Here is a 24,820-nt window from a genome sequence, read left to right as displayed (position 1 = left end):
TTACAAGTCTAGTAATGCGACGGCGAAGGTGGGGCAAACAGCGAAGCCGCTCAAAATATGCCGGCCAGGGAGTGGCTTCGGGCCTGCCGGAGCCGGGTGGCTGACGATCGCAGATCGTCAGCCACCCGGCGTAGGGGCGGGGCCGGCATATTTTGAGCGGCTAAAGCCAGCTACTTGTCGTTATCGGACTTCGCACCAAGCGTCGTCTTCTGCACCTGCATGAGGAACTCGACGTTGCTCTGGGTCTCCCGGATCTTGTTGGTCAGCAGCTCAAGGCTCTGCTGCGTTTCGAGTCCGGAAAGGACGCGGCGCAGCTTCCACATGATCTTGACTTCCTCGGGGGAAAGCAGGTTTTCCTCACGGCGGGTACCGGACGCGTTGACGTCCACGGCCGGGAAGATGCGCTTGTCCGCGAGCTGGCGGGACAGCCGCAGTTCCATGTTGCCGGTGCCCTTGAACTCTTCGAAGATGACCTCGTCCATCTTGGAACCGGTCTCGACGAGCGCGGTTGCCAGGATGGTCAGTGAGCCACCGTTTTCGATGTTGCGGGCTGCACCGAAGAAGCGCTTCGGCGGGTACAGCGCTGCGGAGTCGACGCCGCCGGAGAGGATACGGCCGGAAGCCGGCGCCGCAAGGTTGTAGGCACGTCCCAGGCGGGTCATCGAGTCGAGGAGCACCACAACGTCCATGCCCATTTCCACGAGGCGCTTGGCACGCTCGATGGAAAGCTCGGCCACGGTGGTGTGGTCGTCGGCGGGACGGTCGAAGGTGGAGGCAATGACCTCACCCTTGACGGTGCGCTGCATGTCCGTGACTTCTTCGGGGCGTTCGTCAACGAGCACCATCATGAGGTGGACCTCAGGATTGTTGGTGGTGATGGCGTTGGCGATGGACTGCAGGATGAGCGTCTTGCCGGCCTTCGGCGGCGAAACGATCAGGCCGCGCTGGCCCTTGCCGATCGGGGCAACCAGGTCGATGACGCGGGGGCCGATCTTCTTCGGGTCCGTCTCAAGGCGCAGGCGCTCGGAGGGGTACAGCGGAACGAGCTTCGCGAATTCGACGCGGTCCTTGAGTTCCTCGGGGGTCTTGCCGTTGACCGAGGTGACGCGGACCAGTGCGTTGAACTTCTGCCGCGCGGTCTGCTGCTGGCCGCCCTGCGGGGCCTCGCCTTCACGCGGTGCGCGGATGGCACCGACGACGGCGTCGCCCTTGCGCAGGTTGTACTTCTTGACCTGGGCGAGGGACACGTACACATCGTTCGGGCCCGGAAGGTAGCCGGAGGTGCGGATGAACGCGTAATTCTCCAGCACGTCCAGGATGCCGGCAACGGGCAGCAGGACGTCGTCCTCGGTGACCTCGACGTCGTCGACGTCCGGCCCCTGGACGCGTCCACGACGGCGGTCGTTGCGGTCGCGGAAGCGGTCGTTGCGTGAGGTGTTGTCTCGGCTGTCCTGCCCGCCGGAGCGCTCGGGACGGTCGTTGCGGTCACGCCGGTTCCGGCGGTTCCGGCGGCTGCCGCCGTCGCTGTCGTCGCTGTCGCGGTTGTCGCGGTTGGCAGTGTTGTCGCGGGTGTCGCGGCTGCCGGCAGCCTCGTCGCGGCCGCCGCGGGTGCGGGTGCCCTCACGGCGCTGGCCGTCGTCGCTGCCTTGCTCCGCCTGGCGCTGTTCGGTGCGCTGGTCCGAACGCTGTTCGGTGCGCTGGTCCGAACGCTGTTCGGTGCGCTGGTCCGAACGCTGTTCGGTGCGCTGTTCAGTGCGCTGTTCAGCCTGACGATGCTCGGCCGGAGCCTCGACAGCGGTTGCGGCCGGGGCTGCGGACTGCTCTGGGCTCTGGGCGGCGGCATCGCCGCGGCGGCGGTTGCGGGTGCGCGGCTGGCGGGTGCGGTCGCTGCCCTCCGTCGAGGAAGCGGCGGAGCCGTTCTCGGCAGAGCCTGCCTCGACGGAAGCCGCAGGGGCCTCCACCGCCGGAGCGGCTGAGGGTGCCTCAGCGGCGGGAGCCGTGATGACGCCGTCGCTGCCGGCGCGGCGGCTGCGGCCACGTCCGCGGGCACGCGGGTTCTCCTGGGCCGGGGCCTCGGAGTCAGCGGCAGCAGGCGCGGCGGCCGGTGCCTGGGCGACGGTACCGTTGTCGGTCGCCTTTTCAGCACCGCGGGCCGGAGCCTTGCTCACCGGAGTACCGGCGCGGTGGGCGGAAATGGCCGACACGAGGTCGCCCTTCCGCATCCGCGATCCGCCGGAAATCCCCAGCTGGCTGGCAAGAGCCTGGAGCTGGGCGAGCTTGAGGCCGGCAAGGCCGCTGCTCTTGGCGGGTGCTGCCGTAGACGAACCGGCAGCAGAAGATGATGTTTCCACAGCTGAAGACAGCTCAGTGGTTTCGGTCACGAAGGATCCTTCCCCCTCGACGGCGTCCAGGCTAGGAGCTGGACGCGATGATTTGATCTGGGCTGCAGTTCAGATCTGCAGCCGGGATTTCGGCCTTGCCGGATGGATATTGGCCAGCACGGCCGGATATAGCTCCACCTGGCGCGTTCCCGAAGAGATGGAACGGCGGGCTGACGTTTAAGGGGTGCAGATATTTGTTCTGCGGATTCCTGCGTCAGACCAAAAGCAGGTGGCACCGGAAAATATTGCGCAGTGAAAGATGAGAGAGGCAACTAGGCCAACATCGCGGTCTTTTGAACAGTAACTGAATTACTGCCTGCGTGATTACCGCCGGTGCACTTCCACTTTAGCACCTTCGACGTCCACGGCCAGCTTCATCACACGCCAGCCCACGTCCGGCGTGTTGCCGGACGTGAAGGTGCCGATGAACCCGACGGCGGCATCGGCCTGGGCCTCGCCGTTCGCGAGGACCAGCACGGTGGGCCCAGCGCCGGAGACGACGGCGGCAAAGCCCGCCCGCCGCAGGGCTGCGATCAACTCCGCGCTGGGGCGCATGGCCGCGGCGCGGTAGCTCTGGTGCAGGTAGTCTTCGGTGCCGGCCAGCAGGAACTCCGGCTTTTGCGTCAGGGCGTGAATCAGCAGGGCCGCACGTCCGGAGTTCATGGCGGCAGCGTGGTGGCCCACCGAGGCAGGAAGCAGCGCACGTGCGGCCTCGGTGGAAAGTTCGAAGTCCGGGACGGCAACCACCGGAATGACCGCGGAGGCGACCGCTGCGCAGGTACTGCTGTACTGGTCACTGTCCTGCCACGACAGCGCCAGCCCGCCGAAAATCGCGGGTGCGACGTTGTCAGGGTGCCCCTCCATCTCACTGGTGAGCTGCAGGACCCAGTCCTTGTCCCGGCGCGCCGCCTCCGGGACCAGGGCATTGGCGGCGGTCACCGCGGCGACGACGGCACAGGCCGAGGAGCCCAGGCCGCGGCCGTGCGGATTGATGTTGTCGGCCGTGATCCGCAGGCCGTCGTGCCGGAAGCCCAGGCGGTGCAGGGCCTCCGTGATGGCCCTGACCACTAGGTGGCTGGCATCTCTGGGCAGGGATTCCGCGCCCTCACCGCTGAGCTCGAATTCCAGCTCGCCGCTGTCCAGGGTTTCCACCGTCAGCGTGTCGAACAGCGTCAGCGCCAGGCCGAGGCTGTCATACCCGGGGCCGAGGTTCGCGCTCGTGGCCGGCACGCGGACCGTCACGAGCTGCCCGGCCGGAACCGCCGGCGTGTCGGCGGCGGACTCGGCCGGGATGGTGAGGGTGGTTTCCACTATTATTTTTCTTCCAGTCCCAGGGCCGTGGCCACGGTGACCACGTCGTTCGAGACCTTGACGGGCTGCACGTCGCTGCCGTCCTCGGTGCGGAGCGCCCACTGCGGGTCCTTGAGGCCGTGGCCGGTGACCGTGATGACAATGGTCTTGCCGGTCGGCACTTCGCCGGCGGCATGCTTCTTGATCAGGCCGGCGACGCCGGCAGCGGAGCCCGGCTCGACGAAGACGCCTTCACGGGCGGACAGCCAGCGGTGGGCGGACAGGATTTCCTCATCCGTCACCGCTTCGATCACGCCGCCGGACTCGTCGCGCGCGGCGATCGCGGAGTCCCACGACGCGGGGTTGCCGATCCGGATGGCAGTCGCGATCGTGTCGGGTTCCGTGATCGGGTGGCCGGCGACGAACGGTGCGGCGCCGGCGGCCTGGAAGCCCCACATGACCGGGGTCCTGGTGGAGACTGCGGCCAGCGTTCCGGCGGTGGCGGACTCGAACGGCGCGCAGTATTCCTTGTAGCCCTTCCAGTACGCGGTGATGTTGCCGGCGTTTCCCACCGGGAGCACGTGGAAGTCCGGGGCGTCGCCGAGCCAGTCGACCACCTCGAAGGCGCCCGTCTTCTGGCCCTCGATCCGGGCAGGGTTGACCGAGTTGACCAGGAACACCGGGTAGGACTCCCCCAGCTTGCGGGCAATGTCGAGGCAGTCGTCGAAGTTGCCGTCGACCTGCAGCAGGGTTGCGCCGTGCGCGATCGCCTGGCTCAGCTTCCCCATCGAGATCTTGCCTTCGGGCACCAGCACGACGCATGTGAGCCCGGCCGCGGTGGCATACGCGGCGGCGGAGGCGGAGGTGTTGCCGGTGGAGGCGCACACGACGGCCTTGGCCCCGGCGGCGACCGCCGCGGTCATGGCCATGGTCATGCCGCGGTCCTTGAAGGAGCCGGTCGGGTTCATCCCCTCAACCTTGAGGTAGACCTCGCAGCCGGTGAGGGCGGAAAGCTGCTGCGCGTGAACCAGCGGGGTGCCACCCTCCCCCAGGGTGATGACCTTGGTCGTCTCGGTGACCGGCAGTCGTTCGGCGTATTCGCGGATAACGCCGCGCCATTGGTGAGCCACTTAGACTCCTTCTACCCGCAGTACGGATGTAACGGAATTGATGACGTCCAGGCCCTTGACGGCCTCGACGGTGGCTGCCAGTGCAGCCTCGCTTGCGCGGTGGGTCACGATCCGGAGTTCCGCCGACTCGATATTCGAATCAGCATCGCGATGGATGGTCTGCCGCATGATTTCAATGGAAACGCCGTGCTCGGCGAAGAGATGGGCGATCCTGGCCAGCACACCGGGCTGGTCCGCGACGTCGAGTCCGATGTAGTAGCTGGTGACCGCGGCGGAAATGGGAAGCGCAGACACCTGGCCCGTCGTGGTCTCGGCGCGGCCGGGACCGCCCAGGACGATGCTGCGGGCAGCGGAGATGAGGTCACCCATCACGGCAGAGGCGGTCGGCTTGCCGCCGGCGCCCTGGCCGTAGAACATCAGCTCGCCGGCGTTTTCGGCCTCGATGAAGACCGCGTTGAACGCTCCGCGTACCGCTGCCAGCGGGTGTTCGCGCGGCAGCAGGGTCGGGTGCACGCGGACGGACACGCCCGTGTTCCCGCCGGCGTCGGCTTCGGTCAGCTTCTCGGCGATGGCCAGCAGCTTGATGACAAAGCCGGCGTCCTTCGCCGCGGCGATGTCCGCGGACGTGACGGAGCTGATGCCCTCGCAGTACACGTCAGCCAGGGAGAAACGGGTGTGGAACGACAGCGAGGCGAGGATGGCGGCCTTCGAGGCGGCGTCGTGGCCCTCGACGTCGGCGGTGGGGTCGGCTTCCGCGTAGCCCAGCCGCTGGGCCTGGGCCAGGGCATCGGCGAACTGCGCGCCGGTGGAATCCATCTGGTCCAGGATGAAGTTGGTGGTGCCGTTGACGATGCCGAGCACCCGGGTGATCCGGTCGCCGGAGAGGCTGTCCCGGATGGGCCGCAGGATGGGGATCGCGCCGGCAACGGCGGCCTCGTAGGACAACTGCACACCGGCCTTGTCCGCCTCCTCGTGGAGGGTGGGGCCGTCCTTGGCGACGAGCGCCTTATTGCCGGTGACCACGCAGGCGCCATTGCGCATGGCGGTCAGGATCAGGGTCCGGGCGGGTTCGATCCCGCCCATCAGCTCGATCACCAGATCCGCGTCCTTGACCAGGGTCTCGGCGTCGGTGGTGAACAGCCCGCGGGGCAGCTCGACTTCGCGGGGGGCGTCGAGGTTGCGCACGGCGATGCCGGCCAGCTCCAGTCGGGCTCCGGCGCGCGAGGCCAGCATGTCGGCGTCGTCAAGGAGAATCCGCGCGACCTGGGCCCCGACGTTGCCACAGCCCAGCAGGGCTACTTTCAGGGTTCGCAATTCGGTCATTCAGACTCCCATGTCGCGGTTGAGCAGATCTTCTTCGGTTTCCCCGCGGACAATGAGCCGGGCAGATCCGTCGCGCACAGCGACAACGCCCGGCCGGGCCAGATAGTTGTAGTTGCTTGACAGGGCCCAGCAGTAGGCGCCGGTACCCGGTACAGCGAGCAGATCACCGGCTGCCACGTCCTCGGGCAGATATACATCTCTAACAACTATGTCGCCGCTCTCGCAATGTTTGCCCACCACTCGGGACAGCTGCGCGGCCGCGTCCGACGTCCGGGAGGCCACAATGGCCGAGTAATCCGCGTCGTAGAGCACCGGGCGCGGGTTGTCGCTCATGCCGCCGTCCACCGACACATACCGGCGCGGGTACGTAACGCTTTCGTCGGGTTTGCTGAGTTTTCCGGCTTCGCCGGGTGCGCCGGGAGCCGGGGCATCGACCCGGACGGTCTTCAGCGTGCCCACTTCGTAGAGCGTGAAGGTGGTGCCGCCGACGATCGCCCGGCCAGGTTCGATCGAAATCCGCGGGGCGGAGATCCCCAGCTCGGCGCATTTGGAGCGGACGACGGCGGCCATCGCCTGGGCGATTTCGGCCGCCGGGCGCGGGGTGTCCACGGGAGTGTAGGCGATGCCGTAGCCGCCGCCGAGGTCCAGTTCGGGGAGCACGATCGAGTACTTGTTCTGCATCGCGGCGAGGAAGTCCAGCAGCTTCTCCGCGGCCAGGTTGAAGCCGTCCGGCTCGAAGATCTGCGAACCGATGTGGCAGTGCAGGCCCAGCAGTTCGATGCTGGGGTAGCCCGACGCCGCGGCCACGGCTTCCTCGGCTGCGGACAGCCCGGCCTGCTCCGTGGAGTCCCCGGCCATGGAGAGACCGAACTTCTGGTCCTCGTGGGCCGTGGCGATGAATTCGTGGGTGTGGGCGTGCACGCCCGGGGTCAGCCGCAGCATGACCTTCGCGGTTTCCCCGCGGGCGTCGGCGATCTTGGCGACTCGCTCGAGTTCGACGAGGCTGTCCACCACGATCCGCCCCAGTTTCAGGTCCAGCGCGCGGTGGATCTCACCGTCGGACTTGTTGTTGCCGTGCAGCGCGACGTCGGGTCCGGGGATCCCGGCGCGGGCGGCGACGGCGAGTTCGCCGCCGGAGGCCGTGTCCAGCCGCAGGCCCTCTTCCTCCACCCAGCGGACCACTGCCGTGCACAGGAAGGACTTGCCGGCGTAATAGACGTCCACTCCCCCGCAGATGTCGGCGAAGGCGTCGTTGAAGGCGTCGGAAAAGGCACGGGCCCGGGCCCGGAAGTCGTTTTCGCTCATCACAAACAGGGGTGTGCCGAACTGGCGCTGGAGCTCGCTGACGGTGATGCCGTCAATGGCGAGTTCGCCGGCGTCGTTCCGGGCGACCCCGGCGGCCCACAGCGGCTCGTGCAGGGCATTGAGGTCAGCGGGGACCTGCAGCCATTCCGGCGCGAGCGGGGAGGCGGCGGTGGTGGACGGGTTCGTGGTCATGGCAGTTACATCCGTTCCGGCGCCGAGACGCCCAGCAGTTCCAGTCCGTTGGCCAGCACCTGGCTGGTGGCGTCGTTGAGCCAGAGCCGGGTGCGGTTGAGGTCGGTGATCGGCTCGTCGCCCAGCGGCGCCACCCGGCAGGCGTCATACCAGCGGTGGTAGGCGCCGGCGATGACCTCAAGGTGGCGGGCCACGCGGTGCGGCTCGCGCAGTTCGGCGGCCTTGGCCACAATCGAGGGGTAGCTGCCGAGGTAGGAGAGCAGCTCGTTTTCGGTCGCGTGCTCGAGGAGGGACGCCTCGAAGCAGTCCTTGCCGTCCACACGGCGCTCTACCCCGGCGGCAACGGCGTTGCGGGCGGTCCCGCGGGACCGGGCGTGCGCGTACTGCACGTAGAACACGGGGTTCTCGTTGCTGTGCTTCTTCAGGAGTTCCGGGTCCAGGGTCAGCGGCGAATCGGCCGGGAAGCGGGCGAGCGAGTAGCGGACCGCGTCCTTGCCCAGCCAGGAGATGAGGTCCTTGAGCTCGATGATGTTTCCGGCGCGCTTGGAGAGCTTGGCGCCGTTGACGGAGACCAGCTGGCCGATCAGGACCTCGATGTTGACCTCGGGGTCGTCACCGGCGGCGGCCGCAATGGCCTTGAGCCGGTTGATGTAGCCGTGGTGGTCCGCGCCGAGCAGGTAGATTTTCTCGGTGTACCCGCGGTCCTTCTTGGACAGGTAGTAGGCGGCGTCGGCGGCGAAGTATGTCGGCTCGCCGTTCGCGCGGATCATCACGCGGTCCTTGTCATCACCGAAGTCCGTGGTGCGCAGCCAGACCGCGCCGCCGTCGTCGTAGACGTGGCCCTGTTCCCGGAGCCGCGCGACGGCGTCCTCGATCGCCCCGCCGTCGTGGAGTTCCTGCTCGGAGAAGTAGACATCGAAGGCGACGCCGAACTCGGCCAGGGTGCGCTTGATGTCGTGCAGCTGGGCCTTGTAGGCCGCGCCGCGGATCACCGGCAGCGCGGCGACGTCAGTGAGCTCGCGGATGTCCGGGTGCTGGGTCAGCACCTCATGGCCAAGATCCGCGATGTACTCGCCGGGGTAGCCGCCTTCCGGGACCCCGCGGCCGTGCAGCCGGAACAGTACCGAGTGGGCGAAGACGTTCATCTGCGACCCGGCGTCATTGATGTAATACTCGGCCGTGACGTCGGCGCCTGAGGCCCGGAGGACGCGCGCAATTGCGTCGCCCAGGGCCGCCCAGCGGGTGTGGCCGATGTGCAGCGGGCCGGTGGGGTTGGCGGAGACGAATTCCATGTTGACTTTGTGGCCCGCGAGCGCGGTGTTGGTGCCGTACTCCGGCCCCGCCTCGACGATGGCCTTGGCCAGGGCACCGGCAGCGGCAGCGTCGACGGTGATGTTCAGGAACCCCGGACCGGCGATGTCGACGGCGGAGACCCCGTCGATCGACTTCAGCCGGGCACTCAGGACTGCGGCGAACTCCCGCGGGTTGGTACCCGCGCTTTTGGCCAGCTGCAGGGCGATGTTGGTGGCCCAGTCACCGTGGTCCCGGTTCTTCGGTCGCTCAACGCGCACGTCACCCGGGACATCGGATGCGGAGAGGGCGATTTCACCGGCGGCGACGGCGTCCTTCAGGCAGGCGGATATGGCGAGGGAGAGTTCTTCAGGGGTCACGGTTCCAGCCTACCGGTGGCCTGCAGTGTGGCGGAATTGAGGCTGGTTCACAGGGTGAACCACTACGCTGATTCATACGTTGTCATGGGAGTATCCGCTGCGGGCTTCCGCCTGCGGCCCACAACTGTCCGTCATTCACCCCGATCGTCGCCAGAGAAATGAGCAGATGCATGAATACCTCTTTCCGGAAAAGCGTTTTCGTCGGCATTGCCGGACTGTCCCTGGCCGGCTCCGCGGCCGGCTGCGCGCCGGGGCAGGCCACCGGCACGCCGGAAACCAGCGCCGCGCCGCCAGCCGCCGCGGGCAGCGCCAGCTACAAGGACGGCAGCTACAGCGCGGACGGCAACTACGTCTCACCGAACGGCACCGAGACGGTGGGTGTGACCCTGACCCTGGCCGGCGGCGCCGTGTCCGACGTCCAGATCACCCAGCATCCGTCCAACCCCAACACCCGCAAGTTCCAGGGCGAATTCGCCGGCGGCATCCAGTCCCAGGTCGTGGGAAAGAGCCTCGACGAGATCAAGGTCTCCAAAGTGGCGGGGTCATCGCTGACCAGCGGCGGCTTCAACCAGGCCGTGGAAAAGATCAAGTCCGACGCCCAGTCGTAACCAGCCAGTCGTAGACAGCACCTCGTAAACAACAGGTCGTAACCGGCCAGTAGCCAGCAGGAGGGAACGTGCCGCATCCGGGCTGGTCGGATTTCAGTTTCGACGGGATCGGTACCCGCTGGGACATCTCGACACCGTCCCCGCTCTCCGGCGCGCTCCGCCGCCGGTTGCTGGATGCCGTGGCGGACTATGACGCCGCGTGGTCCCGTTTCCGGCCGGACTCCGTGATTGCGGCCGCCGCTCGGCAGCCGGGGCGCTACACCCTGCCGTCCGGGGCCGCCGCGCTGGGCCCGCTCTACGAGACCCTGTACCGGCTCAGCGACGGGGCCATGACGCCGCTGATCGGCGGCAGCCTCGAACAACTCGGCTATGACGCCAGCTACTCCCTCCGCCCTGGCGGGCCTCCGCTGCCCGCACCGCCCTGGGACGGGGTGCTCGACTGGCAGGGCACGGTGCTGACCACCCGTGCCCCGGTGGTGATCGACGTCGGGGCGGCCGGAAAGGGCCAGCTGGCGGATCTGCTGTCCGCCGTACTGCGCGACGGCGGCATCAGCGAGCACTTCATCGACGCGAGCGGGGACCTGGTCAACGCGGGATCCGTACCCGTGGAGGTGGGCCTGGAGCATCCGTACGATCCGACCCGGGCCATCGGCATCGTCAGCCTCGGGGCCGGAGCGCTCTGCGCCTCGGCCGCCAACCGGCGCGCCTGGGGCGACGGGCTGCATCACATGCTGGACGGCACCACCGGCGCCCCGGTGCGCACTGTCGTCGCCAGCTGGGCGATGGCGGAGAGCGCCATGGTGGCCGACGCTCTGGCAACCGCGCTGTTCTTCGTCGAGGGACCCCGCCTGCGGGAGGAATTCGATTGTTCCTGGCTGACCGTCCACTCGGACGGCCACGCGGAGTATTCGGCCCATTTTGAAGGGGTGTTGTTTACATGACCGCCACCATCACCACGCCCATCGGTTCGCGGCTGGACACTGCCCTGGGCCGGTTCACGATGTACCGGCTGGTCCTCTGGGTCCTCGCCGTGCTCGCCGGCTACAGCCTGCTGCTCGATGTGCTCGGCTGGCTGACCTTCGGGCTCCCGGAGATGATCGCACACTTGGCGCTCTGCCTCGGCCTGAGCTACGCGTCCAACCGCGCCCTCGCCGCCGTGTTCGGCGTGAGGCCACACTCCGAGTCGTCCCTGATCACCGGCCTGCTGCTCTACTTTCTCTTCTGGCCGACGCAGTTCTCGGCGGGACTGCAGTACCTGGACCTGGCCGGCGTCGCCCTCGCCTGCGTGCTCGCCTCGGCGTCCAAGTACGCCCTGGCCTGGCGCGGCCGCCACATTTTCAATCCGGCGGCGGCAGGCGCGTTCATCACCGGGCTGACCGGGCTCAATATCGCCACCTGGTGGGCCGCCACGCCCGCGATGCTGCTGCTGGTGCTGCCAGGGGTCCTGCTGGTGCTGTACCGGGTCCGGAAGCTGCTGATGGCGTCCGTGTTCACCGTCGTGGCGGTGTCGATCGTTTCCGTGGAACTGCTGCGCGCCGGCATGGGAGCGGGCGAAGCGCTGTGGCAGTCCATCGCCCAGCGCCCTGTCCTGTTCTTCGTCGGCTTTATGCTGACCGAGCCGCTCACCCTGCCGCCGCGCCGCTGGCAGCAGCTGGCGCTCGCCGCCGTCGTCGGACTGCTGTTTGCCATTCCCTACAACCTGGGCTTCGTGGCCAATTCGCCCGAACTGGCGCTGCTCGTGGGGAACGCGCTCGCCTTCGCCGCCGGGCAGCGCGGCCGCATCCTGCTCCGCTTCCGCAGCTCCCGCCCCCTGACGCCGACGACGACGGAGTTCAGCTTCCAGCCCGAGCGGCCGCTGCGCTTCATCCCGGGACAGTACATCGAGCTGAACCTGCCGCAGGGGAAGGCCGACCACAAAGGCCGGCGGCGGGTGTTCAGCCTCACCAGTCCCCCGGACTCCCCGGAACTGACCATCGGGGTGGGAACGGCCGAACCGCGGTCGACAGCGAAACGGTCGCTCCTTGCCCTGGAGCCCGGCGACGAGCTGACGGCCACCACCGTGGGCGGCGACTTTGTCCTGCCGCGGAGTCCGGAGGCGCCCGTGCTGCTGATAGCGGCCGGCATCGGCATCACCCCGTACCTGGCCCAGCTGTCCGGGGGCTCCGCCGGGGACCGGGATGTGGTCCTGCTGTACCTGGCCAGGACTGCCGCCGAGCTCGCCTACGCCGCGGAACTCGAACGGTCCGGAGCCCGGGTCATCGCCCGGCTGGCCGACGGCTCCGCACCGCCGGCGTTCATGCAGGATGCCGGCGCCGTCCGGATCGACGGGGCCACGCTGAAGGACCTCGTCCCCGACATCACGGGCCGGGTTGTCTATGTCTCGGGTTCGCCGGCGAGTGTCCGTTCCCTCCGGGCCGCCGCCCGCCGGGCCGGGGCACGGCGGATCCATGTGGATTCCTTTTCGGGCTACTGATGGTCCCGATTTTCCCTTCGACCCCACCTTCCTGCTAAGCTCTAGGACGTCCCGCCGGTAACGGCAGGAACCCTGACTGCCCTCGTAGCTCAGGGGATAGAGCGTCTGCCTCCGGAGCAGAAGGTCGTTGGTTCGATTCCAATCGAGGGCACAGACAAAACCCCGTCACTTCAACGAAGTGGCGGGGTTTTTGCTTTCCCGCTTGGCAGTCCGTTGTGTCCGATTCCCACCAATTCCCGGCCTTGGCGTCGCTTTCATGTCACCTGCGGCTGAGCGGGTGTGTTCAAAAGTAGCGGCGCCCTCGCCGGCGCACGCGATGCGGCGCAGAAGGCCTAAGTCCCGCCCAAATATGCAACACAACTTAGTGAGGTAATCCGGGGAGCAAAGTCCTACGATTCAGCCATGACGCAAGAGACGTGGCAAAAGTATTCCGAGTGGCCCCTCCTCGGCGCGGCTTTCCTCTACCTGGCGGCCTACTCCATCCTGGTCCTTGTCCAACCGCCGGACCCCTACGCCACGGTCCTGACAATTGTCATCTGGTCAACGTGGTCTGCTTTCGCCATCGACTACATCGTGAAATTGCTCCTGGCCCCCCGGCCAGGCCGGTGGCTCGTCCGGCACCCCCTGGATTTGCTCATGGCGCTGGTCCCGGTAGTTCGGCCACTGCGGCTCCTGCGTCCATTCTCCTTGCGCCAAGTGATCGACCGGGCCCCGGGCACTGCCATCAGGACCCGCGTCATGGCCTACGTCGTTGCCTCCGCCGTCATTCTGATCTACACCGTGGCCCTCAGCGTTCTCAGTTTCGAAAGAAATGCTCCGAACGCGAACATCACCACGATGGGCGACTCACTGTGGTGGGCGATGGTCACCATCACAACCATCGGTTACGGCGACTTTTACCCCGTAACTGTTCCTGGCCGATGGGCTGCGGCCGCGCTGATGGTCGGAGGGTTTGCCGCCCTGGGCATGGTCACCGCGGCCTTATCATCCTGGCTCGTTGAAAGCGTGAGCGCTGCAAAGGAGGTACGGACTACACAGGCCGATACCTCAAAGAACGAGGAGCTTGCCCGCCTCACAGCCCAAATAGAGACGCTCCAGAACCAATTAGCCCAAGTGCAGGGAGAAACCGCCTCCAGCCACGCCAACGACAAACCACTCCAGGAACCACGCCAAGGGAAATAGCGCCGTCGATAACAAAGACGAACTGCCGGGCACACGGCCACCCGAGACCTACGTCAGGGCATGGATTGGTAGACCGCTCTGAATCCAATGTCACTTTGCTGTCACCTTGTGGGCAAAAAGGGCACAGACGAGAACCCCTGGGATCCACTGGCTTCTGGGCGTCCTTTCGTGTTGGCTGACAGGGTGCAAGGTCAAGGCCGCGCTGCGGCCTTACGAACGGGGGCATCGGATGGACTTCGCAGCGCTGCTGTTTCCGTTCCAGTGGCTGGTGTCCGCCATCATGGTGGGACTCCATGAGGGCCTGAGCGCCCTCGGCATGCCTGCTGCCAGCGGCTGGACGTGGACGCTATCCATCATCGGGCTGGTGCTGGTCATCCGCGCCGCCCTCCTTCCGGTATCCCTGCGCCAGATCAGGGCCCAGCGTCGCATGCGGCTCCTGCAGCCGGAGCTGAAGCAACTGCAGGAGAAGTACAAGGGCAGGACGGACCCGCTCTCACGGCAGGCCATGGTGCAGGAGCAAATGGCCCTCTACAAGAAGCACGGCACCAACCCTTTGTCTGCGTGCCTTCCGCTGCTGATTCAGGTGCCGTTCTTCTTTGCCCTCTTCACCGTACTGTCCGGCATTTCGACGGCGGCGGCTACCGGTATTGGCATCGGCGCTATGAGCCACGAGCAGGCGGTTCAGTTCGACGAGTCGAGCATTTTCGGTGCCCCGCTATCCGCCGAGTTGCTTCACGGCACCCCTGGGAGCGGCGACGTGGTCGCGGTGTGGATCCTCTCGATCGTGATGATCCTGACCATGACGGCGGCGCAGTTCATCACCCAGAAACACATCATGGCCAGAACTGTGCCCGTCGAGTCCATGGAGGGCCCGTTCATGAAACAGCAGAAAGTGGTGCTCTACGCCCTGCCGATCGTCTTCGGCATTGGCGGCATCGTCTTCCCCATCGGTGTCCTGATCTACTGGACCACCACAAATTTGTGGACCATGGTGCAGCAGTTCGTTCTTGACCCGCGCTCCCCCTAAGGCCGGGCCGGCGATTCCGGCCGGCTCAGCTCCGGGCCTCCACGATGTCCCTGAGCTTCTCCAGCGCCAGCGGCCAGGCCTCGTCGAACATGGCGACGAACTCGTCCTCGCTGTCGAGCTCCACATCCACTGTCGTCACGCCGCCGGCGGCGCTGAAGGCGTACTTCTCATGGGCGCCCATAAAGGCCTTCGCAGCCTCGCTGGTGGTGTCATCCTCGCCATCGACGACCTGCCCGATGTAGCGCAGGGAAATGAGCTCGTTCGGTTTGTTTTCCTCGACCGTGGCGATCATGCCCGCCAGCGAGCCGTCGCCGTCGGGCCCGAGAAAGCGGATTTCGCTTCCCTGGTTCCAGTCCCCCTCGTAGTAGGAATCACTGTTGAACACGCTGGTCCACTCCCGGTACGTGGCATCGTTCAGCATCGTGGTCCACACGTCCTGCACGGGGGCGTTGATCTTCACCGAATACCTTAACTTTTCCATGCGTGATTTTACGCCCGGGACGGAACCGCGGAACAGGCCGGGTGCGGAACAGGGAACTAGGCGCGCCACCCTGCCAATTGTCGGTGCCCGCTCGTAGGCTGTCTGCATCGGCAGCGGGGTTCCGGCGGCCGGGTGGCTGGACTGGGTGCCGGCCGCAGCACCACCACGGGATCCCGCCGAAGCACTAAGGGGTCTCACATGCACTGTTCCATCATTCCGCCGTACATGCTCCGCCGCCTGGCGGCCCAGCGCGAACCGGAGCTCTCCAAGGCCGCCCGCGCGGCAAGGGAAGCCCTGCATCACGTCCCGAGCTTCCAGGCCTCCCGCGCCGTGCCCGCGCCCGGCACGCCTCCGGGGATACGGGAGCTCCAGCCGTCCGCGCCGGAACGGACGGTCTACGACGCCAAGTCCGCCGAGCAGCTGCCCGGCAGTGTGGTCCGCAAAGAAGGCGAACCGCCCACCGGCGATCCCGCCGCCGATGAGGCCTATGACGGGCTGGGGCACACCCACCGCCTCTATGCGGAGGCTTTCGGACGGAACTCGATTGACGGCAAAGGCCTCCCCCTCGAGGCAACAGTCCACTACGGCCGCCTGTACGACAACGCGTTCTGGGACGGCCGGCAAATGGTCTTCGGCGACGGCGACGGCCAAGTCTTCCAGCGGTTCACCAAGTCCTTGAGCGTGATCGGCCACGAACTTGCCCACGGCGTCACCCAGTACTCCGCGGCTCTGGTCTACCGCAACCAGGCCGGCGCACTGAACGAGTCGATGTCCGACGTCTTTGGGGCGCTCGTTGAACAGCATGTCCGACAGCAGTCGACTTCCGAGGCCAGCTGGCTGGTCGGCGAGGGCCTCTTCACGGATCAGGTTCAGGGAACCGCTTTGCGTTCCCTGAAGGCTCCGGGGACGGCCTACGACGACGACGTGCTCGGCAAGGACCCGCAGCCGGATTCCATGGACGGGTACGTGCGCACGAGCGCTGACAACGGCGGGGTGCACATCAATTCCGGGATTCCCAACCGGGCGTTCTGCCTGGTCGCCACGGCGCTCGGCGGCAACGCGTGGGACGCGCCGGGCCGGATCTGGTACGAGACCCTGACGGGCGGCACGCTGGCCCCGAATGCCACCTTCGGGGCGTTCGCCAAAGCCACTGCCGCCTCCGCCAAGGAGCTTTTCGGGGCGGATTCCACAGAGCATGACGCCGTGCGGTCCGCGTGGGAAACTGTGAAGGTAAAGTTTCCTGGCGCCAGACGATAACCGGGCTCATGGCGATCCGAGGCCTATGAAGGTTACCGTCTCCTGACGATCCGAGACCGATGAAAATCACAGTCCAGCGCAGCGGCGGCATGGCCGGCATGAAGCGGACGTGGACCGTGCAGCCCACGCCGCCGGAGGATACTGACCTCTGGCAGCCCCTCATCGAGGCCTGCCCGTGGGACGCCATTCCCGACGCCGGCCGGGGTGCCGCAGCCGGTCAGCCGGACCGGTTCCTGTACAACATCCGGGCCGGACAGCACCGCGCTACCCTGCCCGAACAGGCCGTCACCGGACCGTGGCGGGACCTCGTCGAAACGGCGAAGGCGGCGGCCGAGCCCCCGTCTTTGGGCCGCGCCTAGGCCTGGGCCTACCTAAACAGCGGCGGCCAGGTGTCCGCGGAACGTGCGGCGGTAGGACTGCGGGCTAGTGTCCAAAACCTTGGCGAAGTGGTGCCGCAACAGCACGGAGTGGCCGAAGCCGGATTCGCGGGCGATTTCGTCGATGTTGAGGTCCGTGGTCTCGAGGAGTTCCTGGGCGCGCAGCACCCGCTGGGAGTTGAGCCAGGCCGCCGGGGTCGCACCCGTTTCGGAGCGGAAGCGCCGGGCAAAGGTCCGGGGCGACATGTGGACACGCTCGGCGAGCTCGTTGACCGAATGGTCCTCTCCCAGATGCCGCACCATCCACTGCAGCAGTTCCTCCATGGGCTCGGAGCCGCAGGCCGGGATCGGCCGGTCGATGAACTGGGCCTGACCGCCGTCGCGGTGCGGCGGAACCACCATGTCCCGGGCGATTGCCGCCGCCACGTTGGCGCCGAACTCCATGCGCACCAGGTGCAGGCAGGCGTCGATGCCCGCGGCCGTGCCCGCGCTCGTAATGATCCTGCTGTCCTCGACGTACAGGACGTTTTCATCCACCCGCGCAGCGGGGTAGCGGCTGGCGAGCTCCTGGGAGTAGTGCCAGTGCGTTGTGCAGCGGCGGCCGTCCAGCAGCCCGGCCCGGGCCAGGGCGAAGGCCCCCGAACAGATGGACATGACCCACGCACCGCGGGCGTGCGCGGCGCGCAGTGTGTCAAGTACGGCTTCCGGGAGGTCCTCGTCGCGGCCGTAGGGGGTCATGATGACCAGGTCCGCGTCCGCCGCGGCGTCGAGCCCGAGACCCACGTGCAGGGACAGCCCGGACTTCATCGGGACCTCGCCCGGGACGGGGGTGCAGACCCGGAAGTCGAAGGCCGGCACGCCGGTCCCCCGGTCCGACCGGTCCACACCAAAGACCTCAAACGCGGTTCCGAACTCGAAGATCGAGAAGTTGGGAACCACGATCATTGCCACTGATTTGATCATGAATCCATTATGGCAGAAATTATCTCTTTTTGGGCATTTCTGCCACTTCTTTTGCCTCCCCGACCGGAGAACCATGGAGGTATGGAACTCATCGGAATCGCCCTCATTGTCCTCATCGTCGTCGGCCTCGCCGCCACCGTCGCAGCACTCCGCAAGGACGGGCTCGGCCACAACCCGCCGGTCCGCTCGGAAGACTACTGGTCCGCCCTGGACTTGCCCAGCACCAACTACACCTTCCGGATCTTCTGAGCCCCGGCCGCCCGATCACACCGCATCCCGTCCACCACCCGCTGCCCGGCCCCGACAGGGACCGGGCACTTCTTTGTCCCGGAACTGCCACGCGGACAGTTCCCAGTAGACTGTGTGCAGCCATGACACTGCATATCTCCTACCCCGCCGAGCTGCCGGTCTCCGAGCGCCGCGAGGACCTGATGGCCGCCATTGCGGCCAACCAGGTGACCATCATCGCCGGCGAGACCGGTTCCGGTAAGACGACCCAGATTCCGAAGATGTGCCTGGAACTTGGCCTGGGCGAGAACGGGCTGATCGGCCACACGCAGCCGCGCCGGCTGGCCGCCCGCACGGTCGCAGAGCGCATCGCGGAGGAACTCGGCGTCGAGATCGGCCAGGAAGTCGGCTTCCAGGTCCGCTTCACCGGCGAGGTCGGCCGCGACACCAAGGTCAAGCTCATGACCGACGGCATCCTGCTGGCCGAAATCCGGCGGGACAAGCTGCTGCGCAGGTACAACGCCATCATCATCGACGAGGCACACGAGCGCAGCCTCAACATCGACTTCATCCTCGGGTACCTCAAGCGGATCCTGCCGCAGCGGCCGGATCTGAAGATCATCATCACCTCGGCCACCATCGATCCGCTGCGCTTCGCCAAGCATTTCGGCAGCGAGGAGGAGCCGTCGCCGATCATCGAGGTCTCCGGACGCACCTACCCGGTCGAGATCCGCTACCGCCCGCTATCCCAGCCGGCCGGCGGGGCCGCCGGTGACAGCACCGACGACGCTGCGGTTGCGGCCTCCGACGACGAGCTGGAAGAGGACCGCGATCCGCTGGACGCCGTCTGCGACGCCGTCGACGAACTCGCGCAGGAGGCGCCCGGCGACATCCTGGTTTTCTTCTCCGGCGAACGCGAAATCCGCGACGCCGCCGAGGCCCTCAACGGCAGGATCCAGTCCAACCGCAAGCTGGCCGGCACCGAGGTGCTTCCGCTCTTCGCGCGGCTGAGTCTGCAGGAACAGCACAAGGTCTTCCACCCCGGCAGCAAGCGCAGGATCGTGCTCGCCACCAACGTCGCCGAGACCTCCCTGACGGTTCCCGGCATCAAGTACGTCATTGACACCGGCACTGCCCGCATCTCGCGGTATTCGCACCGCACCAAGGTCCAGCGCCTGCCGATCGAGCGGGTGTCGCAGGCGTCCGCCAACCAGCGCTCCGGCCGCTGCGGCCGCGTCTCCGACGGTATCGCCATCCGGCTGTATTCGGAGGAAGACTTCGAGTCCCGGCCACCCTTCACGGATCCCGAAATCCTGCGCACCAACCTCGCCGCCGTCATCCTCCAGATGACCGCAATGGGCGTCGCCCGCGGGCCCAAGGATGTCGAGAACTTCCCGTTTGTGGAGCCGCCGGATTCCCGGGCCATCAACGACGGCGTCACCCTCCTGCGCGAGCTGGGCGCCCTGAGCGCCGCGCGTCCGCAGGAGGAGTCCGGCGACGGCACCGACGACGGCCGCACCGGCCGCCGGCCGGCTGCCGGCAGAAACGGTGGCGGGCTGACCGCCGTCGGGCAGCAGCTTGCCCAGCTTCCCGTGGACCCCAGGCTCGGCCGGATGATCGTCGAGTCCGGCAAGCGCGGCTGCGTTCGCGAGGTCATGATCCTCGCCGCGGCGTTGACCATCCAGGACCCGCGCGAGCGCCCGACCGACAAGCAGCAGCTCGCCGCGGAAAAGCACGCGCGTTTCCGGGACGAGAACTCGGACTTCACCGGCTTCCTGAACCTCTGGAACTACATCCAGGAGAAGCAGCAGGAGCTCTCCTCCACAGCCTTCCGCCGGCTCTGCCGCGCCGAGTTCATCAACTACCTGCGCGTGCGCGAGTGGCAGGACCTGTTCGCGCAGCTGCGCCAGCTGGCCCGGCCGCTCGGCATCAGCCTGGACAACAAGCGCCTGGCCGACCCGGTGGGCAACCATGAGGGCATCCACATCAGCCTGCTCTCGGGCCTGCTGAGCCACGTGGGCATCCTCGATGAGCGCAAACGCGAGTACGCCGGGGCCCGCGGCAGCCGCTTCGCGATCTTCCCTGGCTCGGCGCTGTTCAAGAAGTCCCCCACGTTTGTTATGGCCGCGGAGCTTGTGGAGACGAGCCGGCTGTGGGCCCGCGTGGCCGCGAAATTCGATCCGCTCTGGGTCGAGCAGGTGGCGCCGGACCTGGTCAAGCGCAGCTACAGCGAACCGCACTGGTCCAAGAAGATGGGCTCGGTGATGGCCCATGAGAAGGTCACGCTGTACGGCGTGCCCATCATTCCGAGCCGCCGGATCAACTACGGCAAGGTGGATCCGGAGCTCTGCCGGGAGCTGTTCATCCGGCATGCCCTGGTCGAGGGCGACTGGCAGACCCACCACAAGTTCTTCCACCGCAACCGGGCGCTCCTCCTCGAGGTCGAGGAGCTCGAAGCGCGGATGCGGCGCCGGGACATCCTGGTGGACGACGAAACACTCTTCGAGTTCTACGACGCCCGGATCGGCAAGGAAGTCGTGTCCGAACGGCACTTCGACAAATGGTGGAAGGAAGCGCGGCAGCAGGACCCTGCGCTGCTCGACTTCGACCAGGCGCTGCTGATCAGCGAGGACGCCGATGCCCTGGATGACTCGGCCTACCCGAAGACCATGCTGCACAAGGGCTTTGAGCTGCCGCTGAGCTACGAGTTCCACCCCGTTGCCCCCGGCTCGCCGCCCAACCCGTCGGACGGCGTCACCGCCGAAGTGCCCGTGCTGTTCCTGAACCAGCTCGACGACGCGGCGTTCCGCTGGCTGATTCCCGGCCAGCGGGTGGAGCTGGTCACGGCCCTGATCAAGTCCCTGCCCAAGCAGGTGCGCAAGAACTTCGTGCCGGCCCCGGACGTCGCCCGGCAGGCCGTCGCGGCCCTCGAGGCGGACTTCGATCCGGCCACCGACGAACTCGAGGCGTCCCTGGAGCTCGTCCTGCGCCGGCTCCGCGGCCAGGTCGTTCCGCCGAATTCCTGGAACTGGGATGCCGTTCCGTCGCACCTGCGGGTCAGTTTCCGCGTCGTGGATTCGCAGGGGAAGGTGCTGGACGAGGGCAAGGACCTCGGCGTGCTGCAGGAACGGCTGGCACCGGCCACGCGCAGGGCTATCGCCGAGTCGCTGGGCGCCACGCCCGCGACGACGGCCCCCGCGTCGATCGGCAGGTCCAACGGGAAAGCGCCCGGGAAGGCGGCAGCCCGGACCGCCGGAGCGGCGCCGGGGACCGCGGCTTCCGCTGCGTCGACGGCCGCGACCGGTTTCGCCGAGAAGACGGGGCTGACCTCCTGGTCCTTCGGAACTCTGCAGCGCCAGGTCCAGGGCACGGTGAAGGGCCATACCGTCACCGGCTATCCTGCCCTCGTGGATGAGGGCCAGTCCGTGGCCCTGCGGCTCTTCCAGACGCGTTCCGAACAGGAACAGGCCATGCGCGGCGGCATCATCCGCCTGCTCGCCCTGAAGGTACCACCGCCGGACCGCTACGTCCTGGAACACCTGAACAACACCGAGAAACTCACATTCAGCCAGAATCCGCATGGGTCCGTCACGGCGCTGATCGCCGACTGCGCCCTCGCCGCCATTGACAAGCTCACCCCGGCCGAGCTGCCGTGGGATGAGGCGTCCTTCCATGCACTCTACGAGAAGGTCCGCGCCGAGCTGATCGACACCGTCTTCACCGTCACCGTCGTCGTGGAGCGCATCCTGGCCAGCACCCGGCGGATCGAGAAGGCGCTCAAGGGCAGCACGAGCCTGGCCCTGATCAGCGCCCTCAACGACATCAAGAGCCAGCTGGAGCAACTTGTGTTCCCCGGCTTTGTGGCACGCACGGGCTACAGCCAGCTGAGCCAGCTGCCGCGCTACCTGGCCGCGATCGAGAAGCGACTCGAGAAGCTCCCCACGAACGTCCAGCGGGACGCCCAGAACATGGACGCGGTCCAGGCGCTGGAGGATGACTACGACGACGCCGTGTCGGCACTGCTCCCGGGCCGGCGCGCCGGCGGGGAGTTAACCCAGGTCCGCTGGATGATCGAAGAGCTCCGGGTGAGCCTCTTCGCCGTCGAACTCGGGACCGCCTATTCCGTCTCCGAGAAGCGGATCCGCGCGGTGCTTAATAAGGCTCTGGCGCCGGCCTGACGCCCGGCTGGGAGCGGCAGACCCGCGCCAGCGCGTGGTCCGGTACGGCGCCGCCCTACTCCGGAACGTGGGCCGCGTGTCCGGCTTTCCGAAGACCGTCGCGGAGCCTCTCCGCGTTGGCGTCCAGCTGCGCGGGATCGGGATTCTGGTCCACCGAGCCGAAGTCGAAGTCCGCCATGGTGTTGGACGGCCACACGTGGACGTGCAGGTGGTTGATCTCGTAGCCGGCCACAATGAGTCCGGCGCGCGCCGCGTCGAACACCTCGACCTGGACGGCGCCGATCTTTTGGGCCACCTGCATCACGCGGGCCAGCACCTCAGGGGACGCATCGGTCCAGCGGTCCACTTCCTCGGTCGGCACCACGAGGGTGTGGCCGTCGGCAAGCGGACCCATCGTCAGGAACGCCACGACGTCGTCCTCCCGCCAGACGAAGCGGCCGGGGATCTCGCCGTTGATAATCCTGGTGAAGAGAGTGCTCATGCGTCTGCCCTTTCCGAAGGTGTTCCGAGGGTACTGGTGTCCAGGACAAAACGGTACTTCACGTCACCGGCCACCATGCGGTCATAAGCCTCGTTGAGCTGGTCGGCACGGACCACCTCAACATCGGAGGTGACGCCGTGCTCGGCGCAGAAGTCCAGCATCTCCTGGGTCTCGGCAATGCCGCCGATCAGCGACCCGGCGTACGCGATCCGGCGCCGAATCAGCGCACCGGGGTTCACCGGGGGCATGTCTTCCGAGGGGAGCCCGAGCTGGAAGAGGGCCCCGTCAACGCGCAGGGTGCGGAAGTACGGGTTGAGGTTGTGGGGCGCCGCGACGGTGTCGATGATGACGTCGATGCTCCGGTTCGCGGCCTCCATCGCGGCCTCGTCGCGGGACAGGATGACCTCGTCCGCGCCGAGTTCGCGGGCTGCGGCGATTTTGGACTCGGACGTGGTGAAGACCTTCACTTCGGCGCCCATGGCCTTGGCCAGTTTCACGGCCATGTGGCCCAGTCCGCCCAGGCCGACGACGCCGACGACGTCGCCCTCCTCGACGTCGAAGTGTCGCAGCGGTGAGTAGGTCGTGACGCCGGCGCACAGCAGCGGCGCGGCCGCGGCGGGGTCGAGGCTTTCCGGGACATGCAGCACGTAGCGGCGGTCCACGACGACGGAGCTGGCATAGCCGCCCTGCGTGATGGCCTCCCCGTTGCGGCGGTCCTTCGCCCCGTAGGTCCCGGTCATGCCGTTTTCGCAGTACTGCTCGAGGCCGTCGAGGCAACTGTCGCATTCACGGCAGGAATCGACCAGGCAGCCGACGCCGACGAGCTCGCCGATGGTGAAATCATCGACGGCGGATCCGACTCGGCTGACCCTGCCCACGATTTCGTGGCCCGGGACCAGCGGGTAGTTCTGGTGGCCCCATTCGCCCCGGGTGGCGTGGACGTCCGAGTGGCAGAGTCCGCAGAATTCGACGGCGATCTCGACGTCGTCCTCCTTCGGCGCGCGGCGGGCCACCGTCAGGGGAACCAGGCCGCTGTCGCTGGCTGTCGCGCCGTAGGCCGCGGCAAGGCGCGGGCCGTCAGTGGCTTCGGCCGGCGCGCCGAGATCGGGCAGGGGCATGGCGAGGGGCGGCGGTACCGGGCGTCCAGGAGTCATGACTCGACGCTACCCCCGGGTGACGGGACTTATCCAATCAGCGCGGGCAGCCTGTTGAGGCCATCTGAGAATGGCGGTCCCCAGCACTCGGATTCCCATTCGCACGACGGCGAACTACGGGCGCTCGGTGACCCCGCATTGCTGTGGCGGGCAGTCCTGCAGTGCTTTGGCCCGCGTCCCGGCGGTGCTTCACGGGCGCGACTATGCCCGCGTCCCGGCAGTGGCAAACAGGCGGGCAAATCGTGGAAATACCTACGGCGGATCAGCCGGCGTCTTTTTGTCCGAGGTGCTCGATAGTGTGTTTCCATGGACGGCAATCAGGGGCCCGACGAGGCTCAGCCAAATCAGGTGACGGTCATGGATGTGGCCCGGTCGCTAACCGCTGTCCGGCCGTCCGGGGACGTGCCTGAGCTGGATGGTGCGCGTTTGATTGCTGAAATCCGGACCCTGGAAGATCGAAAGTCTGCCCTTTCTGCCCGTCAGGCCCGGCTGTCCGTCGCCTTCGACCTGATCCAGCGCCGCGAACAGCGGAACCTCGGGGTGCCGGCGGCGGAGCTGGGCTCCGGGGTCGGCGCGCAGATCGCCCTGGCGCGGCGGGAATCCCCGGCCCGCGGGGCACGGCTCCTGGGCCTGGCGAAGGCCCTCGTCACCGAAATGCCGCACACCCTCGCCGCGCTGGAGACCGGCCGGCTCAGCGAATGGCGCGCCACCCTGCTCGTGAAGGAAACCGCGTGCCTGTCCGTGGCGGACCGGGCCGCCGTCGACGCCGAACTCGCGCCCGACACCGGGACCTTCGACGGCGCCGGAGACCGGACGATCATCGCCGCGGCCCGCACCGCCGCCTACCGGCGGGATCCGCGTTCGGTCACCCAGCGGGCCAGCCACGCAGCGACCGAACGGCACGTCAGCCTCCGCCCGGCCCCGGACACCATGTGCTACCTCACCGCCCTGCTCCCCGTCGCCGCCGGCGTCGCCGTCTACGCCGGCCTCACCCGGCACGCCGACACCCTCCGCGGGTCCGGGGACCCCCGGACCCGCGGGCAGCTCATGGCCGACGCCCTGGTCGAACGCACCACCGGGACCCCCGGCGGGATCAGCGGGATCGAGATCCAGCTCGTCA

Annotated in this window: 20 protein-coding genes and 1 tRNA gene; 11 read left to right on the top strand and 10 right to left on the bottom strand. The window is 67.4% G+C overall.

The window, feature by feature from the left end; all coding sequences use genetic code 11:
- Window positions 1-170 precede the first annotated feature (170 nt).
- The 6 genes from rho to argS form a co-directional block, all read right to left on the bottom strand.
- Window positions 171-2,381, bottom strand: coding sequence for a transcription termination factor Rho (rho, locus tag ACZYZ5_RS17325; protein WP_463903399.1), 2,211 nt, complete (start codon window positions 2,379-2,381; stop codon window positions 171-173).
- Window positions 2,382-2,705: 324 nt separating this feature from the next.
- A complete protein-coding gene (gene thrB, locus ACZYZ5_RS17320; protein ID WP_463903397.1) occupies window positions 2,706-3,692 on the bottom strand; it encodes a homoserine kinase in 987 nt (328 codons plus the stop codon).
- 2 nt (window positions 3,693-3,694) lie between these two features.
- Window positions 3,695-4,801 (bottom strand): threonine synthase, encoded by a 1,107-nt coding sequence (thrC, locus tag ACZYZ5_RS17315; RefSeq protein WP_463903395.1) that lies wholly within the window; start codon window positions 4,799-4,801, stop codon window positions 3,695-3,697.
- Window positions 4,802-6,124, bottom strand: coding sequence for a homoserine dehydrogenase (locus ACZYZ5_RS17310; protein ID WP_463903393.1), 1,323 nt, complete (start codon window positions 6,122-6,124; stop codon window positions 4,802-4,804). It abuts the gene before it with no gap.
- Window positions 6,125-7,621 (bottom strand): diaminopimelate decarboxylase, encoded by a 1,497-nt coding sequence (gene lysA / locus ACZYZ5_RS17305; RefSeq protein WP_463903391.1) that lies wholly within the window; start codon window positions 7,619-7,621, stop codon window positions 6,125-6,127.
- 5 nt (window positions 7,622-7,626) lie between these two features.
- Entirely contained in the window at window positions 7,627-9,291 is a 1,665-nt protein-coding gene (argS, locus tag ACZYZ5_RS17300; protein WP_463903389.1) for an arginine--tRNA ligase, read from the bottom strand.
- A 170-nt stretch (window positions 9,292-9,461) separates the two neighbouring features.
- On the opposite strand from argS, the gene ACZYZ5_RS17295 reads away from it, so the two are divergent.
- The 6 genes from ACZYZ5_RS17295 to yidC all read left to right on the top strand — a co-directional run bounded on the left by ACZYZ5_RS17295 (window position 9,462) and on the right by yidC (window position 14,581).
- Window positions 9,462-9,899, top strand: a complete 438-nt coding sequence (locus ACZYZ5_RS17295; protein ID WP_463903387.1) for an FMN-binding protein — start codon at window positions 9,462-9,464, stop codon at window positions 9,897-9,899.
- A 68-nt stretch (window positions 9,900-9,967) separates the two neighbouring features.
- Window positions 9,968-10,840, top strand: coding sequence for an FAD:protein FMN transferase (locus ACZYZ5_RS17290; protein ID WP_463903385.1), 873 nt, complete (start codon window positions 9,968-9,970; stop codon window positions 10,838-10,840).
- Entirely contained in the window at window positions 10,837-12,372 is a 1,536-nt protein-coding gene (locus ACZYZ5_RS17285; RefSeq protein WP_463903383.1) for an FAD-dependent oxidoreductase, read from the top strand. The genes ACZYZ5_RS17290 and ACZYZ5_RS17285 overlap by 4 nt, the downstream gene beginning before the upstream one ends.
- A gap of 78 nt (window positions 12,373-12,450) precedes the next feature.
- Window positions 12,451-12,523, top strand: a tRNA-Arg gene (locus ACZYZ5_RS17280).
- 251 nt (window positions 12,524-12,774) lie between these two features.
- Window positions 12,775-13,554, top strand: coding sequence for a potassium channel family protein (locus ACZYZ5_RS17275; RefSeq protein WP_463903382.1), 780 nt, complete (start codon window positions 12,775-12,777; stop codon window positions 13,552-13,554).
- 229 nt (window positions 13,555-13,783) lie between these two features.
- Window positions 13,784-14,581 (top strand): membrane protein insertase YidC, encoded by a 798-nt coding sequence (gene yidC / locus ACZYZ5_RS17270; protein WP_463903380.1) that lies wholly within the window; start codon window positions 13,784-13,786, stop codon window positions 14,579-14,581.
- A gap of 25 nt (window positions 14,582-14,606) precedes the next feature.
- On the opposite strand, the gene ACZYZ5_RS17265 is transcribed toward yidC, so the two are convergent.
- Window positions 14,607-15,062, bottom strand: a complete 456-nt coding sequence (locus ACZYZ5_RS17265) for an SRPBCC family protein (RefSeq protein WP_463903379.1) — start codon at window positions 15,060-15,062, stop codon at window positions 14,607-14,609.
- Window positions 15,063-15,260: 198 nt separating this feature from the next.
- Here ACZYZ5_RS17265 and ACZYZ5_RS17260 point away from each other — a divergent pair, with 198 nt between their 5' ends.
- Complete coding sequence (locus ACZYZ5_RS17260) at window positions 15,261-16,319, top strand: M4 family metallopeptidase (RefSeq protein WP_463903377.1); 1,059 nt, start codon at window positions 15,261-15,263, stop codon at window positions 16,317-16,319.
- Window positions 16,320-16,378: 59 nt separating this feature from the next.
- Window positions 16,379-16,678, top strand: coding sequence for a protealysin inhibitor emfourin (locus ACZYZ5_RS17255; RefSeq protein ID WP_463903376.1), 300 nt, complete (start codon window positions 16,379-16,381; stop codon window positions 16,676-16,678).
- 12 nt (window positions 16,679-16,690) lie between these two features.
- On the opposite strand, the gene ACZYZ5_RS17250 is transcribed toward ACZYZ5_RS17255, so the two are convergent.
- Window positions 16,691-17,659: a GlxA family transcriptional regulator gene (locus tag ACZYZ5_RS17250; protein WP_463903374.1), complete on the bottom strand. Its 969-nt coding sequence runs from the start codon at window positions 17,657-17,659 to the stop codon at window positions 16,691-16,693.
- 81 nt (window positions 17,660-17,740) lie between these two features.
- Here ACZYZ5_RS17250 and ACZYZ5_RS17245 point away from each other — a divergent pair, with 81 nt between their 5' ends.
- Together ACZYZ5_RS17245 and hrpA are read left to right on the top strand one after the other, a co-directional pair.
- Window positions 17,741-17,908 (top strand): hypothetical protein, encoded by a 168-nt coding sequence (locus ACZYZ5_RS17245; protein ID WP_463903372.1) that lies wholly within the window; start codon window positions 17,741-17,743, stop codon window positions 17,906-17,908.
- 122 nt (window positions 17,909-18,030) lie between these two features.
- Entirely contained in the window at window positions 18,031-22,065 is a 4,035-nt protein-coding gene (gene hrpA / locus ACZYZ5_RS17240; protein WP_463903370.1) for an ATP-dependent RNA helicase HrpA, read from the top strand.
- Window positions 22,066-22,120: 55 nt separating this feature from the next.
- On the opposite strand, the gene ACZYZ5_RS17235 is transcribed toward hrpA, so the two are convergent.
- On the bottom strand, window positions 22,121-22,546 hold the full coding sequence (locus ACZYZ5_RS17235; RefSeq protein ID WP_463903369.1) for an HIT family protein: 426 nt from the start codon (window positions 22,544-22,546) through the stop codon (window positions 22,121-22,123).
- The gene (locus tag ACZYZ5_RS17230; protein WP_463903367.1) at window positions 22,543-23,700 is read right to left on the bottom strand and encodes an NAD(P)-dependent alcohol dehydrogenase; all 1,158 of its coding nucleotides are present in this window, start codon (window positions 23,698-23,700) and stop codon (window positions 22,543-22,545) included. The genes ACZYZ5_RS17235 and ACZYZ5_RS17230 overlap by 4 nt, the downstream gene beginning before the upstream one ends.
- 306 nt (window positions 23,701-24,006) lie before the next feature.
- Here ACZYZ5_RS17230 and ACZYZ5_RS17225 point away from each other — a divergent pair.
- Window positions 24,007-24,820 (top strand): 13E12 repeat family protein (locus ACZYZ5_RS17225; protein ID WP_463903366.1); only part of this gene is annotated, 814 nt, incomplete at its 3' end.

This window comes from Pseudarthrobacter ribosi (assembly GCF_055412865.1).
The sequence above is the reverse complement of the archived record's forward strand: the minus strand, read 5'-3'. Positions and strand labels throughout refer to the sequence as shown.